Below are 13,883 nucleotides of genomic sequence, written 5' to 3' on the forward strand. Positions count from 1 at the left end.
TTCATACCGGCCTAACCCTTCCCATGTATTGACTGTTTGAGGCCTCTTTACCATTAACAGCAAATAAGCTGATATATACATCAACGTCCTGGCCTATCATCATTGGTGGTATAGTGAAATTGCAATTTCGTTCACCCCGTTCAAAACCGCCTATTAAACCACCGGCTAAACCTAAGGCCGGACAATGAGTGACCAACATCACAAGGTCACTATAGGAGCTATAAGCTTTAAAATCCGCATCCCAGCTTATAGTAAGCTTATTCGCATCATCAACTATCATCTCTGGTTCCTTTAAGGGTAATAAACGTCCTTCACTTAGTACCAATTGACTATAATCAACCACCAGATCCGGATAAGTTCCGGTGACTACTTTGCGGTAGGCCAATGAAAATGCAAGATTAATTTCCATAACCTCCGTTGCCAGGTGCCGGAACCCTACTTTGATAAATGGCCTTAAAGGCCGCAGCATGTTGTGAATAAATTTAAACTTCTCCCTGGCTGCGACTTGAGCAGGTGTTTTCGGGTCATTTATTCTTTGGGGCATTGCCCGAACGTAAACTGTGTTTTTCCAGGTGGATGTAACCACCGGACCAATTTTTCCCGATAATTGGCCGAGAATGCCGCGTTTCAATTTTGCCATTGTTTGTAGGTCTTAGTAGAGTTGTTAATAGAGATAGTAAGGGCTTAATAATATTTTCATCCAGGGTTCCAGGCAAAAACCCAGACGCCAATTCTTTAGTATCGCCATCGGCGCTACATTAGGAGGTTTTTCCCCTGCTTGTACAGAGGAATTCCAGAGCCAAGTCGGACGCGACTCGATCTTTACGACGAACCAGACTATAGCCGTACTGCAGCTTATCTGGGAATTAAACGATACTTTATTTTTCCATTCCATATTGTTTTGTATTGTATAATTATTTTATCTATTATTGATGTCCGCTACACATTTATCAAAAATCTATAACCAATATTAAAACTAATTAATCAAACCTTTTAACAACTAATCATGGAAATTAGCGAACTCAATTTCACAACTATTTTTAACGTACTTGACCCTGCCGGGCAGCTGATGAACACCCATAAAAACAAATTGATAAGTAAGATGGAAGTGTTAACATTATCAGAAAAAACACACTTGTTGAGACCAGATAAGATCTGTAAAGACATCTACTTTGTTTTGGATGGTTTTATTATGTACTATGAGCAGACTGGCAAACAAAAACAACATATTAACTTTTTTCAGGCCAATGAATTTATTATAGGCACGCCTAGTCTGGTAACACCCGGTACTACTAACGCTGGACTATTTTGCCAGAATAAGGCCATAGTGATGCACATAAATTTCCATGCCTGGATGAGTATTTGTGAAGAGGAACCCTTTATTACAGAGCTTATGAATACTTACAATGTAAAACAGGTGTTAAAGAATCTAAACCGGAATCGCATATTAATGAAAGGGAAAATTAAAAATCGACTACATACCTTTAACAAAGAGTACCCAGGGGTTATAAATTTCGTATCACAGAAATATCTGGGAGATTTGATGGGGGTTACAGAACAGGCGATCAGCAAAGCGAAAAGCCGCATGAGCTAAAAATCAAATAAGTTAAGTTTTTGCATGCTAAATGCTTAACTTATTTTGTCTTTATTTTTATCAAAAAAAACAATTTAGGGATATGTGAAATATGTGAACCTAAATATACAAGCTACCAGGCATTTTTATGACCAGTCAAAATTTGCCATATCGTAAGGAATATAATTTTTAGGTCAAGAAATATTGACCAGTTTTCTAAGTACCAGATATCTAGCTTAACACGTTGTTCCATAGCCTGGTCATCTTTAGTTTCGCCACGCAGCCCTTTCACCTGAGCCCACCCGGTAATACCAGGCAACAGGAAGTGACGCACCATAAATTGATCAATGATGGCAGAATAGGCCGCAGTGTGTTGTAACATATGCGGCCTTGGGCCAACAACTGACATATCGCCAAGCAGCACATTAAAAAATTGTGGCATCTCGTCTAAACTTGTTCTCCGCATAAAAGCACCAATCCTGGTAATCCGACTATCAGCGTATGAAGCCTGCTTGGTGTCGGCTTCACCGTTTACTTGCATGCTTCTAAATTTGAGGCAGTAAAATGGTCGGTTATTTTTACCCGATCGCAACTGTTTGAAAAACACCGGGCCCTTGGATTCCAGTTTGATCAACAAAGCGAATACGGGAACTAACCAGCTCATGATAAACAGACAGATAAATATTGAAAAACTAACGTCGAAAACCCGTTTAACAAATTGATTACCCCTATTTTCCAGCGGCTCTTTTCTTGGACTGAAAACAGGGAGATGACCGTATAATTGTACATGCACGGTTTTCTTAAAATAGTTTTGGACATCATGAACCAATTTAAATCGGATCATTTCGGCATCAGCCTGGCGTATTAAAAAATCAACCTGATCGAAGGAGGGATTTGGTAAAGCGCAAAACACCTCTGTGATATTATTATTTTTGACAAAAGCCATGCAATCATCAACCTTTCCTAATATATTCAAGTTATCATTAGCTGAAGGATAATTATCAAAAAATCCATTCACCTGATAACCAAGGTCTGTATTACTTTCTAAAACCTCTTTTAATTCTTTTCCTAATGGCCCGGCACCGATAATGACAACCTGTTTATAATTGATCAAACTTGTGCGTTTAGAACGCCGAAGTAGCAGAAATGCTATTTTACCAAAAAGTAAGGCCGGGGTAAAAAATAGAGACAGTAACAGAAAGAGATTGGAAGATGCACTCAATTCAGGTGCGGCAAGCTCAATGACCATCATGACTGCTATGAATAGGAACAAACTCCATAAAGTTTGTTTTATAGTAGGTATGGCATCCTTTACAAAAAGGTCAATATATAACTTAGTAAGCTGCGTAAGGTTTATCCATAAAACGTTAATGAAAAGAACATGTAAGAGGTTTAACGATGTTTCATAAGCCAGATACATGGTTAAGTTAACCAGAAATAGATCAAACAGGATACTTATTGCTTTATAATAAGCACGATTGGTTTCACTCATTGATGGGGTAAAGTTTCCTCAAATATAGGTCGTTTTACCACTTTACCATTAAATAGTTTTAAATTCGCCTACCTAACGACAGCAATTGAAACAACTATTAATCAGCTCTTATACCCGAATTAAGGAAACGAACATTATCGCTAATTTCCTCAATTTAAGCAGCATCCAGTTGTCAAATATTCTGTTGCTGATTTTAATTTTCCCAATCATCACACATCAGATAGGCATCGAAGCTTTTGGCTTTGTGATGCTGGCCAATACGTTCTCAGTGCTCACAGGTACAGTCATAAATTACGGAACCAACCAAACGGGTATTCGTGATATAGCTGCCCACGTGAAGGAGCTGCCTCGTTTACAAAGTGTCTTTTACAATACGCTTTGGATACGCGTATTTTTATTCATCGCTTACTTACTGCTCCTGTTTGTCCTGCAGTGGTTTTCCATTCAATATTATTTGTTTATTCTATTTTCCTTACCCCTCGTGTTAAGTGAAGTGCTTAATCCCTTATTCTTTTTTATTGGTATTGAAAAACTTCGTTTGTATAACATCACCAACGTAATGTCGAAAATTGCAGCGATAGTATTGCTTTTTTTCTTTATAGATGGGGCACAAGATGCTATCTGGGTTAATTTTATTATGGGAATGGCTACTGTAGCTACCTATTCTTACCTGCTCTATATTGCCATACGCGATTTTAATCTTCGTTTTACAGGACCAGTTAAATTGGATCTGCTCCATATTGCCCGCAGCAATTTTTACTTGACCATAAACAACATTTCCAATAACCTGCAGCAAAGCATTATCATATTTGCATTGGCAAAATGGGGCACAGCACCGGTATTAGGCGCTTATACCTTATGCGACAAGGTGATTGGCTCCTGCCGTATTCTGTTAATCACAGTATCAAATGCAGTTTACCCTAAATCGGCACAGTTATACAAACTCAGTCCGAGATTATGGAAACGCTATAAAAAACGAATGCAAATGATCATTACCGGCATATTCTTCATGGGTTCCATCTTGTTATTCGTCTTTGCCCCATTTGCAGTAAAGGTGCTTTCAGGGGAAGAGAATGAAACGGCTGTGTTGTTTTTAAGGATCATGGCCTTAGTACCAACGATTTCGGCTTTAAACGTATTGAACGTATTGGACCAGTTATTGAAAAACCACAATGTGTATATCTTCAGAATCGCGATGGTATTATTAGGCTTAGCTATAGTACTGGCCTATTGTTTATTACAATTAACAAACCCTTTGTGGGTTGGATCTTTTACGTTGATTATTGAAATTGCTGGCCTTTTGATGTACCAGTATGTGGTCACTAAACCATCGATAAAATATGGATAAGCAATCGTTGAAGTCTACCCAAAAACCTGTTGCAGTTATATTATTAAACTGGAATACCCCTCAGCATACCATCGCTTGTATCCATTCTTTAAATCGTTTTTGCGACAAGAAAAATTTTAATATCATCGTGGCAGATAATGGTTCTACGGATGGATCATTACCCATTTTACGTATGGCTTTTCCAACCTTAACTTATATCGACAACCAAACAAACCTCGGTTTTGCGGAAGGAAATAACCGGGCCTTAAAGTATAGCCTGGAACAAGGTTATGGCTATTCGTTATTATTAAACACGGATACCCTGGTGGAAACGGATGTAGTTTCAGATTTATTAAACCATTTGGAAAACCATCAGCAAGCGGGAGGTGTACAACCTGCTATTTATTGGATGCACGACAAGACCAGCATCTGGAATGGCGACTGTTATGTCAACGGAGTTTTTGGTTATACCTATCATAAAAAAACAAAAGAACTCCAGCATCAATTTAACAAAGTGCAATGGCTAACTGGTTGTTGCTGTTTACTGCGCAATACTGTGTTAGCAAAAACCGGTGGTTTTAATGCGCGTTTTTTCCTCTATTATGAAGATGTGGAACTCTCTTACAGGCTTCGTGCTGCAGGATATGAACTGCATTATCTACCATCCGTTTCCATGTACCATGAAGCTGGGGCATCTGGAAAAGCGGCTAAAGATAAAGAAGGCACCTTAAGCCCAATCATCCACTATTATGTGAGCCGCAATAAAATCTGGTTTTTCCGGAATTACGGCAATCCTTTGTTTTATCCTTTGATGTTTTTGTATAACGCGCCTTATTTTGTCGGTCTTCTGGCTTATTTTATCCTGAGGGGGCGCAAAAAAAAGGCTGGTTATTTATTTAAGGGTTTAAAAGATGGCTTTTTTACGCCAAAAGCCTTAATTTGGCCCTTATGATGTTTATTTTTCCGCTCCTGTTTATCGTTTCTTTCATCATGAGCCTGAGGGAGATCATTAGGGGAAATAAAGACGCCATGTTGCTTTTTTTAATATTTGGCTTGTCGATATACACTACCGCCATGTCAGTGGCATTTTCTTTCGGTTTAAAAGACTTGATACCCGTATTTCAATTTTTTAAAGAGCTGATGATTTTCAGCGTCCTGGGTTTAAACATCATGAGTTTGACACAAAAACCAAGGTTTCACCTCCTGGATTACCTCATTCTCAGCTTTTTTCTTTACTCCTTATTTTATGCACTGGCACCTATCGGGGAACAGAGCTTCGTAAACCGCCTGATGGCCTTCAAAAGCATGTCGTTTTTTGTAATGGTTTATTTTACTGGTCGCCTGCTCGACCTACGTAACCTTTACATCAATAAATATTTCAACTACATCATGGTGTTAACCATTGCTGCCGGTGCGGTAGTGATTGGTGAATACCTGCTCCAAACACACCTGCAAACCAGGACGGGTTATGCAGAATACAGTTTCTACTTTTTTAACTTCGAGCCGAGTGGCAGTTATGGTTTAACAACCACCTTCGAATCGGAAGGTGGCTATAAACGTTTTGCTAGTTTTTTTGCCAACCCATTAGAACATGCAGCAGCAACCTTATTGGCCCTGGCGTTTATCATGGCCTTATATACACGAGATGATAATAAGTTGGTGTTAACACCAATCGGCATGACTGCATTAGCAGCTACCTTTATTTCCATAACACTTGCTTTATCTCGTGCCCCTTTTGCCAGTTATTTCGTGATGATTTATTTCTATGCCCTGCTTACGCGTAAGAAGTTAATCACCAACACCATCCACATTGGATTTGGCTTGGTTGGCGCTTATGTAGTATACCTGATGACCCGCTTTGAAGACACGGCCAGTGGCATCATGGAGGTAGTGGTCAACACTATTGATTTTAGCAACCCTTCCAGCGTAGGGCACCTTGTAGAATGGATCCAGGGTATTATGGCCATGATTGACAGCCCCTTGGGTTTAGGTCTTGGTTCTTCAGGCAGGGTTGCCGGTTCTTTGGGTGAAAATGTTGGAGGTGAAAACCAATTTATCATTATCGGGGTGCAAGCAGGTGTGATTGCCATGTTTCTATACCTCTTCATTTACCTGAATTTTATCCGTTTAGGGGTGAAATGGTTACCCTATTTAAATGGTAAGGAGCGTAAGATTTGCATGGCCGTATTGTTTATGAAAATAGGTTTTTTTATACCGCTATTAACCTCTGAAGTGGAAAGCTCTTCGTATATTTCTTACATGAACTGGTTTTTTTCGGGTATCATGATGACCGTTATCATGGCGCAGGGCGAACCCAGGCGCCTGGAACCTGCTTTGCAAACATTACCCCCTCTACCGACTACACCAACTGACGCATGATAGAAAAGATCATCAGAAAACTAAAAAATGACCCCAACTATAAATGGGAAAGCACTTATGCGCCAGTAGATCTTATGGCCATATCCTTAGTACGTGTCGTTCAATTATTACGAGGTGTGTTGATGAAGCTATTTTTACAAGAAAGTAAAGGTTTGCTATTTGTGGGGTCGGGCGTCCATCTTCGCCATAAGAGACATTTTACTGCCGGTAAAAACCTTATTATCGAAGATAACGTGTTTATCAATGCCTTATCGGAAGATGGCATTATTACCGGAGACAATGTTTCCATTGCCAGAGATTCTATATTAATCTGCACAGGAGTCATTGCACATCAGGGGAAAGGTATTTATATAGGAACAGGCACCGGCATCAATGCAGGCGCTTACCTTGGAGGGCAAGGCGGTATCCACATCGGTGAACAAGTGATCATTGGTCCGGGTGTGCAGATATTTTCTGAAAATCATAATTATGAGCAACCTGGCGTTGCCATTAAAGACCAGGGTGTAACGCGATTAGGCGTGCGAATTGGTGATCATTGCTGGTTAGGTGGCCGGGTAACAGTTTTAGACGGCGTCCATATTGGTAAAGGTTGTGTGGTTGCAGCGGGATCTGTAGTGACCAAAAGTTGTCCGGATTATTCTATCATTGCTGGTGTTCCGGCACGGATCATTAAAAGCAGGGCATGAGTAAAAAATTGATTATTGGGGTCGACATCCGGGATTTACAACTGGCCAAAACCGGGACAAAAACATATTTAGAAGAAGTTTGCAAGGCCTTTAGGGAAATGAATGACCCTATGGTAGAATTTCATTTCCTGGATACCCCTATCCCGGTATGGGGTACAGATAGCAATTTACTGAAATATGTAGAACACCTGCGTTACCAGCTTTGGAAACAAGTATTTCTACCTCTAAAAGCCTGGGCTAAAGGTTGTGACATATTATTTTGTACCGATAATTTTGTCCCTTTGATACATTTGGGATATAAAACAGTACCGGTATTTCATGATGCCTTTTTCTTTGAGAACCCGGAACACTATGGTAAACTCTGGCTTGAACTTTACCACAGCACAGCTATTCCTGCTGCAAAACGTTCGCCGGTCATCATTACACCGACCGAATATGCAAAAAAGCAAATCGCGAAATACACAGATATCCCATTAACGCAGTTGGTGGTGGTCCATGAGGGTCCAAAATCTTTTGACTTGGATGGATCTGGGAATAATATAAACAGCAGATCTATCGCAGAGATTGTTTCAGGAGCAGCTGATTATCTTTTGCATGTGGGTTCCCTGTTTAAACGTAAAAACATACCAGCACTGATCGAGGCGTTTAAATTAGTCAAAGACGCAGGTTACCCAGACTTAAAATTGGTACTTGCAGGCCCTCCTGCCCCTAAAAAGGATAGCAATGATGGCCAGCTCATTCTGGAAGCGATTAAATTGCATAGGTTAGAAAAAGACGTGATCTTTACAGGGTACTTAAGTGATGAGGAGTTAAGCCTGGTTTACCAACATGCTCGATTATATGTCTTTCCTTCCCTGAACGAAGGATTCGGGATCCCGATCTTAGAGGCCTTTAAACACCGTGTTCCAGTATTGGTAGCAAATAACACCTGTTTGCCTGAAGTAGGTGGTGATGCGGTGTTGCAGTTTGATCCATTCTTTCCAGAAAACATCGCTGATAAAATTAAACTGGCATTAGCTGATGAGGGTTTACGTAAGGAATTGATAGCAAATGGAACACAAAGGTTAGAGCAGTTTTCCTGGAAAAAAACAGCTCAAGAATTGGTTGCGATATTTAAAATGCAATAATTTTACAACAATTTCAAGATAACGTAAATTTTCTACCTGTTTTGAAAGATTTTAACATGCTCGTCAGCCACATTCTCCCAATTAAAAACACTTAATGCACGTTCTTGTGCTCTTAAAGCCAGGGCCTGCATCTCCGGATAATGTGTTTCGCAGTAATCTATTTCTTCAGTAAGCGAAGGGATAGTCGCTTTTTCAAACATACGTACGGTATCCTGTACGGCATAGACATTCTCTTCAATATCACTTACAATCATCGGTACATTTAGCCCCATCACCGTAAGCACCACTGGAGATAAACCTTCTACATCAGAGGGCTGGATATAACAATATGCATTTCTAATTAAGGTGTTAACCTGGTCGCCATAAATATAACCCGGGAATAACACCTGGTCATTTCCCATATTCATGATTTCCTGCTCATAAGGAGAAGGATTGGGCGATCCCCCAACCAGCACAAGTTTCTTATAGGATTGAGAAGCGGTAAAGGCAGGAATGAGGTAATGAAGTCCTTTGTCAGGAATAAAGCGGCCAATAAATAGGTAGTATTCCCCTTTTCGCAGGTTGTTTTGAGATAAAACATCTTCATCATCGATCCATGGGCTTACTTCACTACCAAAGGGAATAAACGTAAATTTTTTATGAAAACGATCTTCAAAAAGCTTCTTTGCAATGACATTGTCGAAGATGACTTCATTGGGAAGGTGTGCCGTTAAATAGGATGATAATTTCAAAAATAACTTACCATACCAGGGCCATTTGTCACGTTTCCAATCTACACCATCCTGGCTGATAAATACTTTTTTTCCGAAGAGTCGTAAAGGTAATGCCCAAATGCTATTACCACCATTTTGAATATGAACTACTTCAGCCGTATTGTTAACGATAATATCCCAGGTGCATTTAAAAGAATGCAACAGGGTATCGAAGCCTTTGGTCGCAACGGTTTTGAAAGTTTTAATTTTAACGCCCTTGTATTCGTTTACATCAACAAATACATCTGGGTATTGTCTGTTATAAGCGACAACCTGATGACCACGATTAACCAACCGTGGAAAGAGTTCCATGGCAAACTTGTCGGCACCGGCTGCACCTTTAGCTGGAGGGATAGAACGGAAACCAAATGCCGCAATACGCATCATTAAATGGAAACCGTATCTTTTGCAGAATATAGATTTTCTTCCAGATATTCTGTATAATAATTGGCTACATACTCTTTTAAAGATACTTTCCAATCGCGCATCAAATTCGCTTCTCGTAAATTCAGCTTTTTATTGATCAATCTTTCTGAAGTTGGTCGAGGTGCATAATAGGTATCTTTGAAATAATCGGATGATACTTCATGAAAAGTAACCTCATCTGTTAAGCCTAAAATGTTAACCAATTCTTCTGCAACTTCACGTCTGCTGGTTTCCCCATTGCACACTAAATTATACAGTCCCCAGTATTCTTTCTCAAACAGCAATTTTACATTCTTTGCAAAATCAACAGTATAAGTAGGCGTACCGTCTTTATCGTTAACTACATGAAGGTCCCTGGTACCGGTAGCTAACTGTTTAATAATTTTATTGATGAATTTTTTGTCTTTTTTTGGTCCGCCACCCATCATCCAGCCAGCACGGCAAATGATGTGTCTTTTGGCATGTTCCCGTACATAACGTTCGCCCATGTACTTGGAACGGGCATAATGCCCAAGTGGGTTCGGCTCATCCCAATCATCGTAAAATTCCTTTTGGCCATCAAATATGCCTGCCGTACTAATATATAGTATCGGTATATTGAGTTGATTAGCAATATAAACAGCGTTTTCTACAGATGTGGTGTTGGTAAGGTAAGTATCGTCCTGATGAGTTTCGCAGTATTCCAGATCGGTATAAGCACCCAGGTGAAAAAGATAGTCAGGCTGGAAGCGGTGAACATCTTCTTTATATTTTTCAAAATCCCTAAAATCTAAAAAGTCAAGCCAGTTTTCGTTGACATCTTTATCCGTACATTTAAGTTCGAATTCTTCTTTAAAAACTGTATAAAATGCTTCACCTAGCATTCCGCCCGCTCCGGCTATATAAATTTTCTTCTTCATAGGGGTTTTAAAGCCATTAATCTATCTCTCCCAATTGTATGGCTGCAGTCTTAGTTTATAAATTGACCTGGTGCCAAAATTAACCATTTTAAACTGACCGTACAATGTTTTTGTTACGCTTATCTCTGTTTCCGGCTTCAATAAGATCTTTTTATATAAAAAAAGGCCAAATTTGACCAAATATTCACCTGATTAATTAATAAAATGATATAATACAAGCATCTTTGAAGCCTGATGCAGGAACTGCTTAAGGTGTATAAAAATTATGCCAATTTATTTGAAAATTAATTTAAAGGAAAAGTAATGAATATTTTGGTAGCAAATTGGACCTGGTATCCAAGTGGCGGCGATTGGACATATGTAGAACACATCACCAAATTGTACCGTGAACATGGGCACCAGGTAATTCCTTTTTCCATGAAAGACAACAGGAATTTCCCTTCACCCTATGCTGAATATTTTATTGAACATATTGACTATAAAAAAGTCAACAAAAAAAGTTTAACTGATGGCCTTAAAGTAGTTAAAACCAGTATCTACTCAACAGAAGCCCAGAACAAACTGGAAAGATTGCTTGATGTGGTAAAAATTGACTTTGCCCATATTAACGTGATCCACCATTACATCACCCCTGCCATTTTAAAAACACTAAAAAAACGGGGCATTCCCATTATCTGGACGCTGCATGAATATACCCCAATCTGCCCGGAAAGCACTTTTATCAGTCATGGAAAAATCTGTGAAAAATGTTTTGGCGGTGCTTTTCACCATTGTGTAACCAATAAATGCAAAAAAGGCTCCCTTCCCGCAAGTATCGTGGCTTCCATGGAGAACTATGTACATAAATACCTCAACTACTACGAATATGTAGACCATTACATCTGCCCCTCTGTTTTTCTTTACGAGAAGTTTAAACAGTTTAACTTTTTTAAGGAGAAGCTGGTTCAATTATACCATGGTTATGATTATAAAGAGATTGCTGAGGCCCGATCTGCTCAACACGCCACAGCCCCCGTTCAGGAAAGATTTGCTCAACATGCACCTATCGTATTTGTTGGGCGTCTGGAAAAAATAAAAGGAGCACATACCTTGCTGGAAGCCATGAAGGCTCACCCTACCATTCCCTTAAAAATTATTGGCACCGGAACACAGTTGGAGATGCTTCAAACTTACGCCAAAATCAACCAATTGATCCAGGTAGATTTCCTGGGCAAAAAAACAAAAAAAGAAACACTGGAATGGATTGGAAAATCGGCTTTTTTGGTCTGTCCCTCTGAATGGTATGAAGTTTTAGGCTTTACCGTAGTCGAAGCCATGGCTATGGGGAAACCGGTAATTGGCTCGAAAATTGGTGCCATTCCCGAAATGGTCATTGATGGGCGTACGGGACTGCTATTTGAGGCTGGCAACAGCAACCAGCTTGCAGAAAAAATAAATGAATTGTATCATGACCTGGAATTACAGCAACACATGGGAGGACAGGCAGAACAGCATATCCATCAGCTGATTAACAGCGAAAAACATTATGCCGGTTTACAACAAATTAACCTTTCACTATAATATAAACAATGAATAAAAACCTTTACTTAATCCTCTTCCTGTTTTTAATAACTGGTTCCATTAACAGCTCTGCACAAGTGGTATTTGAAAACCCTAAAAACCCTGTTTACCAATATTTATCACGGCAGGCACAAAAAGGCAATATTGAATTTAATGACTTAATTCAGCCAGTGAGTCGCAAAAATATTGCGGAGTTATTGCATACGCTGCAGGATTCGGTGACAAACCTATCCCTAACGGAACAAAAAGAACTGGCCTTCTACCTAAAAGAATTCAGTGAATTTGACCAGGAAGGCAAGCCCGACACTACCACTTTCTTTAAAAAGGATGTAGCTGGCCGGTGGCGTTTTCTTTCCGTTAAAAAAGATGGTTTTGTGTTAAACGGAGATCCGGCATTGACTTTTGAAACGCACCTTGGGGAAGGAAAAAGTGTTACCCGCACGGCAACAGGTTTAACCTTTTGGGGCCATGCTGGTAAAAACATCAGTTTCCAATTTTATTTCCAGGACATTACCGATAAAGGAAACGGTATAGACAGCAACCGGGTATTTACACCGGAAACTGGGATTTTGAGGACGGCCAACGTGAATCCAAAGTCAAAAACAGTAAATTACAGTGATTTCCGAGGTTACATTACCTACGCCTGGAAAAATGGATCGATCAGTTTAGGCAAAGAACAATTATTATGGGGATATGGGCAAAATGGCCGTATAGTGGCTTCTGATAAATCACCGGCTTACCCAAATATCCGTTTGGATTATCGCCCTTTAAAATGGTTACATTTTAATTATACCCATGCCTGGTTAAACTCCGCAGTGATCGACTCTGCAAGATCTTATGATAAAGGCAATGCGTTATTTGGAGAAAACCGCGAAATGTATGTGAAAAAATTTATGGCTTCGCATACCTTAAGTTTTATCCCCACAAAAGGTTTGAACCTGAGTGTTGGGGAATCTATGGTCTACAGTGATGATTTTGACATTGCTTACCTTATCCCCGTGATGTTTTTTAAAGCTTATGATCAATACCAAAGCCGTTATAAATTGTCTACCGGAGCCAACAGCCAGTTTTTCTTTTCCGCAAGCTCAAGAAACCATTTACCGAGAACACATTTATATGCGTCGCTTTTTGTTGATGAAATTCGCACCAGCGAAATTTTCAATAAGGCGAAAAGCAGGAACCAGTTAGGTTATACCATGGGGCTTTCTCATACTGACGTATTGGGTATCTCCTACCTCACCCTGGGTGCAGAATATACCCGCATTAGTCCTTTCGTTTATAACAACCTGATCCCTGCACAAACCTATACCAACCAGGGTTACACTTTGGGTGACTGGATGGGCCAGAATGCTGACCGCATGACTGCCTGGGCAAGTTATTCTCCGGTATCACGTTTGATTACCCGTTTTGAATTTAATGCCATCCGCAAGGGTGCTGATGGCGGTTTATTTGACCAGTATTGGGCAGAACCACAGCCTCCGTTTTTAAGTCAGGGCCCGGTGCAATCGCAAAAACAATATTTACTCGAAGCCAACTACCAGTTGCTTCAAAAATTGTATGTCAAAGCGTCCTATATGCACCAGAATGGTGTAATCAGACCAGACCTGCAAACGTCAGCCGTGCCCAACGAGTTTAAGTTCGGGGTATCCTATGGCTTTTAAT

At 39.9% G+C, this 13,883-nt stretch carries 12 protein-coding genes; 8 read left to right on the forward strand and 4 right to left on the reverse strand.

The features are described from left to right. Nucleotide 1: 1 nt before the first annotated feature. On the reverse strand, nt 2–640 hold the full coding sequence (locus IWX76_RS15770; protein ID WP_196860989.1) for a DUF6266 family protein: 639 nt from the start codon (nt 638–640) through the stop codon (nt 2–4). 366 nt (nt 641–1,006) lie between these two features. Here IWX76_RS15770 and IWX76_RS15775 point away from each other — a divergent pair, with 366 nt between their 5' ends. Then, nucleotides 1,007–1,594: a Crp/Fnr family transcriptional regulator gene (locus tag IWX76_RS15775; protein WP_196860990.1), complete on the forward strand. Its 588-nt coding sequence runs from the start codon at nt 1,007–1,009 to the stop codon at nt 1,592–1,594. A 112-nt stretch (nt 1,595–1,706) separates the two neighbouring features. Here IWX76_RS15775 and IWX76_RS15780 read toward each other — a convergent pair whose 3' ends face one another. Further along, complete coding sequence (locus IWX76_RS15780) at nt 1,707–3,065, reverse strand: undecaprenyl-phosphate glucose phosphotransferase (RefSeq protein WP_196860991.1); 1,359 nt, start codon at nt 3,063–3,065, stop codon at nt 1,707–1,709. A gap of 85 nt (nt 3,066–3,150) precedes the next feature. Between IWX76_RS15780 and IWX76_RS15785 the strand changes: the two genes are divergently transcribed. The 5 genes from IWX76_RS15785 to IWX76_RS15805 are packed head-to-tail and all read left to right on the forward strand — an operon-like array spanning nt 3,151 to nt 8,584. Then, nucleotides 3,151–4,413: an oligosaccharide flippase family protein gene (locus IWX76_RS15785; RefSeq protein ID WP_196860992.1), complete on the forward strand. Its 1,263-nt coding sequence runs from the start codon at nt 3,151–3,153 to the stop codon at nt 4,411–4,413. Then, complete coding sequence (locus tag IWX76_RS15790) at nt 4,406–5,344, forward strand: glycosyltransferase family 2 protein (protein WP_196860993.1); 939 nt, start codon at nt 4,406–4,408, stop codon at nt 5,342–5,344. The genes IWX76_RS15785 and IWX76_RS15790 overlap by 8 nt, the downstream gene beginning before the upstream one ends. Continuing rightward, on the forward strand, nt 5,341–6,771 hold the full coding sequence (locus IWX76_RS15795; protein ID WP_196860994.1) for a hypothetical protein: 1,431 nt from the start codon (nt 5,341–5,343) through the stop codon (nt 6,769–6,771). The genes IWX76_RS15790 and IWX76_RS15795 overlap by 4 nt, the downstream gene beginning before the upstream one ends. Continuing rightward, nucleotides 6,768–7,457 carry an acyltransferase gene (locus IWX76_RS15800; protein WP_334642072.1) on the forward strand — a complete coding sequence of 230 codons (690 nt, stop codon included), beginning with the start codon at nt 6,768–6,770 and terminating at the stop codon, nt 7,455–7,457. Before IWX76_RS15795 ends, IWX76_RS15800 begins: the two co-directional genes overlap by 4 nt. After that, the gene (locus tag IWX76_RS15805; protein WP_196860995.1) at nt 7,454–8,584 is read left to right on the forward strand and encodes a glycosyltransferase family 4 protein; all 1,131 of its coding nucleotides are present in this window, start codon (nt 7,454–7,456) and stop codon (nt 8,582–8,584) included. Before IWX76_RS15800 ends, IWX76_RS15805 begins: the two co-directional genes overlap by 4 nt. Nucleotides 8,585–8,616: 32 nt before the next feature. Here the strand turns inward: IWX76_RS15805 and IWX76_RS15810 are convergent, their stop codons facing one another. Together IWX76_RS15810 and IWX76_RS15815 are read right to left on the reverse strand one after the other, a co-directional pair. After that, complete coding sequence (locus IWX76_RS15810) at nt 8,617–9,723, reverse strand: glycosyltransferase (protein WP_196860996.1); 1,107 nt, start codon at nt 9,721–9,723, stop codon at nt 8,617–8,619. Beyond that, the gene (locus tag IWX76_RS15815) at nt 9,723–10,661 is read right to left on the reverse strand and encodes an SDR family oxidoreductase (RefSeq protein ID WP_196860997.1); all 939 of its coding nucleotides are present in this window, start codon (nt 10,659–10,661) and stop codon (nt 9,723–9,725) included. The genes IWX76_RS15810 and IWX76_RS15815 overlap by 1 nt, the downstream gene beginning before the upstream one ends. A 303-nt stretch (nt 10,662–10,964) precedes the next feature. Here IWX76_RS15815 and IWX76_RS15820 point away from each other — a divergent pair, with 303 nt between their 5' ends. Both IWX76_RS15820 and IWX76_RS15825 read left to right on the forward strand, forming a co-directional pair. After that, nucleotides 10,965–12,221: a glycosyltransferase family 4 protein gene (locus IWX76_RS15820; protein ID WP_196860998.1), complete on the forward strand. Its 1,257-nt coding sequence runs from the start codon at nt 10,965–10,967 to the stop codon at nt 12,219–12,221. An 8-nt stretch (nt 12,222–12,229) separates the two neighbouring features. Beyond that, nucleotides 12,230–13,882: a capsule assembly Wzi family protein gene (locus tag IWX76_RS15825; RefSeq protein WP_196860999.1), complete on the forward strand. Its 1,653-nt coding sequence runs from the start codon at nt 12,230–12,232 to the stop codon at nt 13,880–13,882. Nucleotide 13,883 lies beyond the last annotated feature (1 nt).

Origin of the sequence: Pedobacter sp. CAN_A7 (assembly GCF_015752175.1) — a bacterium.
Taxonomy (GTDB): domain Bacteria; phylum Bacteroidota; class Bacteroidia; order Sphingobacteriales; family Sphingobacteriaceae; genus Pedobacter.

Coding starts and splice junctions, on each gene's coding strand:
- IWX76_RS15770 (WP_196860989.1), bottom strand. CDS start 640: ATGGCAAAATTGAAACGCGGCATTCTCGGCCAATTATCGGGAAAAATT.
- IWX76_RS15775 (WP_196860990.1), top strand. CDS start 1,007: ATGGAAATTAGCGAACTCAATTTCACAACTATTTTTAACGTACTTGAC.
- IWX76_RS15780 (WP_196860991.1), bottom strand. CDS start 3,065: ATGAGTGAAACCAATCGTGCTTATTATAAAGCAATAAGTATCCTGTTT.
- IWX76_RS15790 (WP_196860993.1), top strand. CDS start 4,406: ATGGATAAGCAATCGTTGAAGTCTACCCAAAAACCTGTTGCAGTTATA.
- IWX76_RS15795 (WP_196860994.1), top strand. CDS start 5,341: ATGATGTTTATTTTTCCGCTCCTGTTTATCGTTTCTTTCATCATGAGC.
- IWX76_RS15800 (WP_334642072.1), top strand. CDS start 6,768: ATGATAGAAAAGATCATCAGAAAACTAAAAAATGACCCCAACTATAAA.
- IWX76_RS15805 (WP_196860995.1), top strand. CDS start 7,454: ATGAGTAAAAAATTGATTATTGGGGTCGACATCCGGGATTTACAACTG.
- IWX76_RS15810 (WP_196860996.1), bottom strand. CDS start 9,723: ATGATGCGTATTGCGGCATTTGGTTTCCGTTCTATCCCTCCAGCTAAA.
- IWX76_RS15815 (WP_196860997.1), bottom strand. CDS start 10,661: ATGAAGAAGAAAATTTATATAGCCGGAGCGGGCGGAATGCTAGGTGAA.
- IWX76_RS15820 (WP_196860998.1), top strand. CDS start 10,965: ATGAATATTTTGGTAGCAAATTGGACCTGGTATCCAAGTGGCGGCGAT.
- IWX76_RS15825 (WP_196860999.1), top strand. CDS start 12,230: ATGAATAAAAACCTTTACTTAATCCTCTTCCTGTTTTTAATAACTGGT.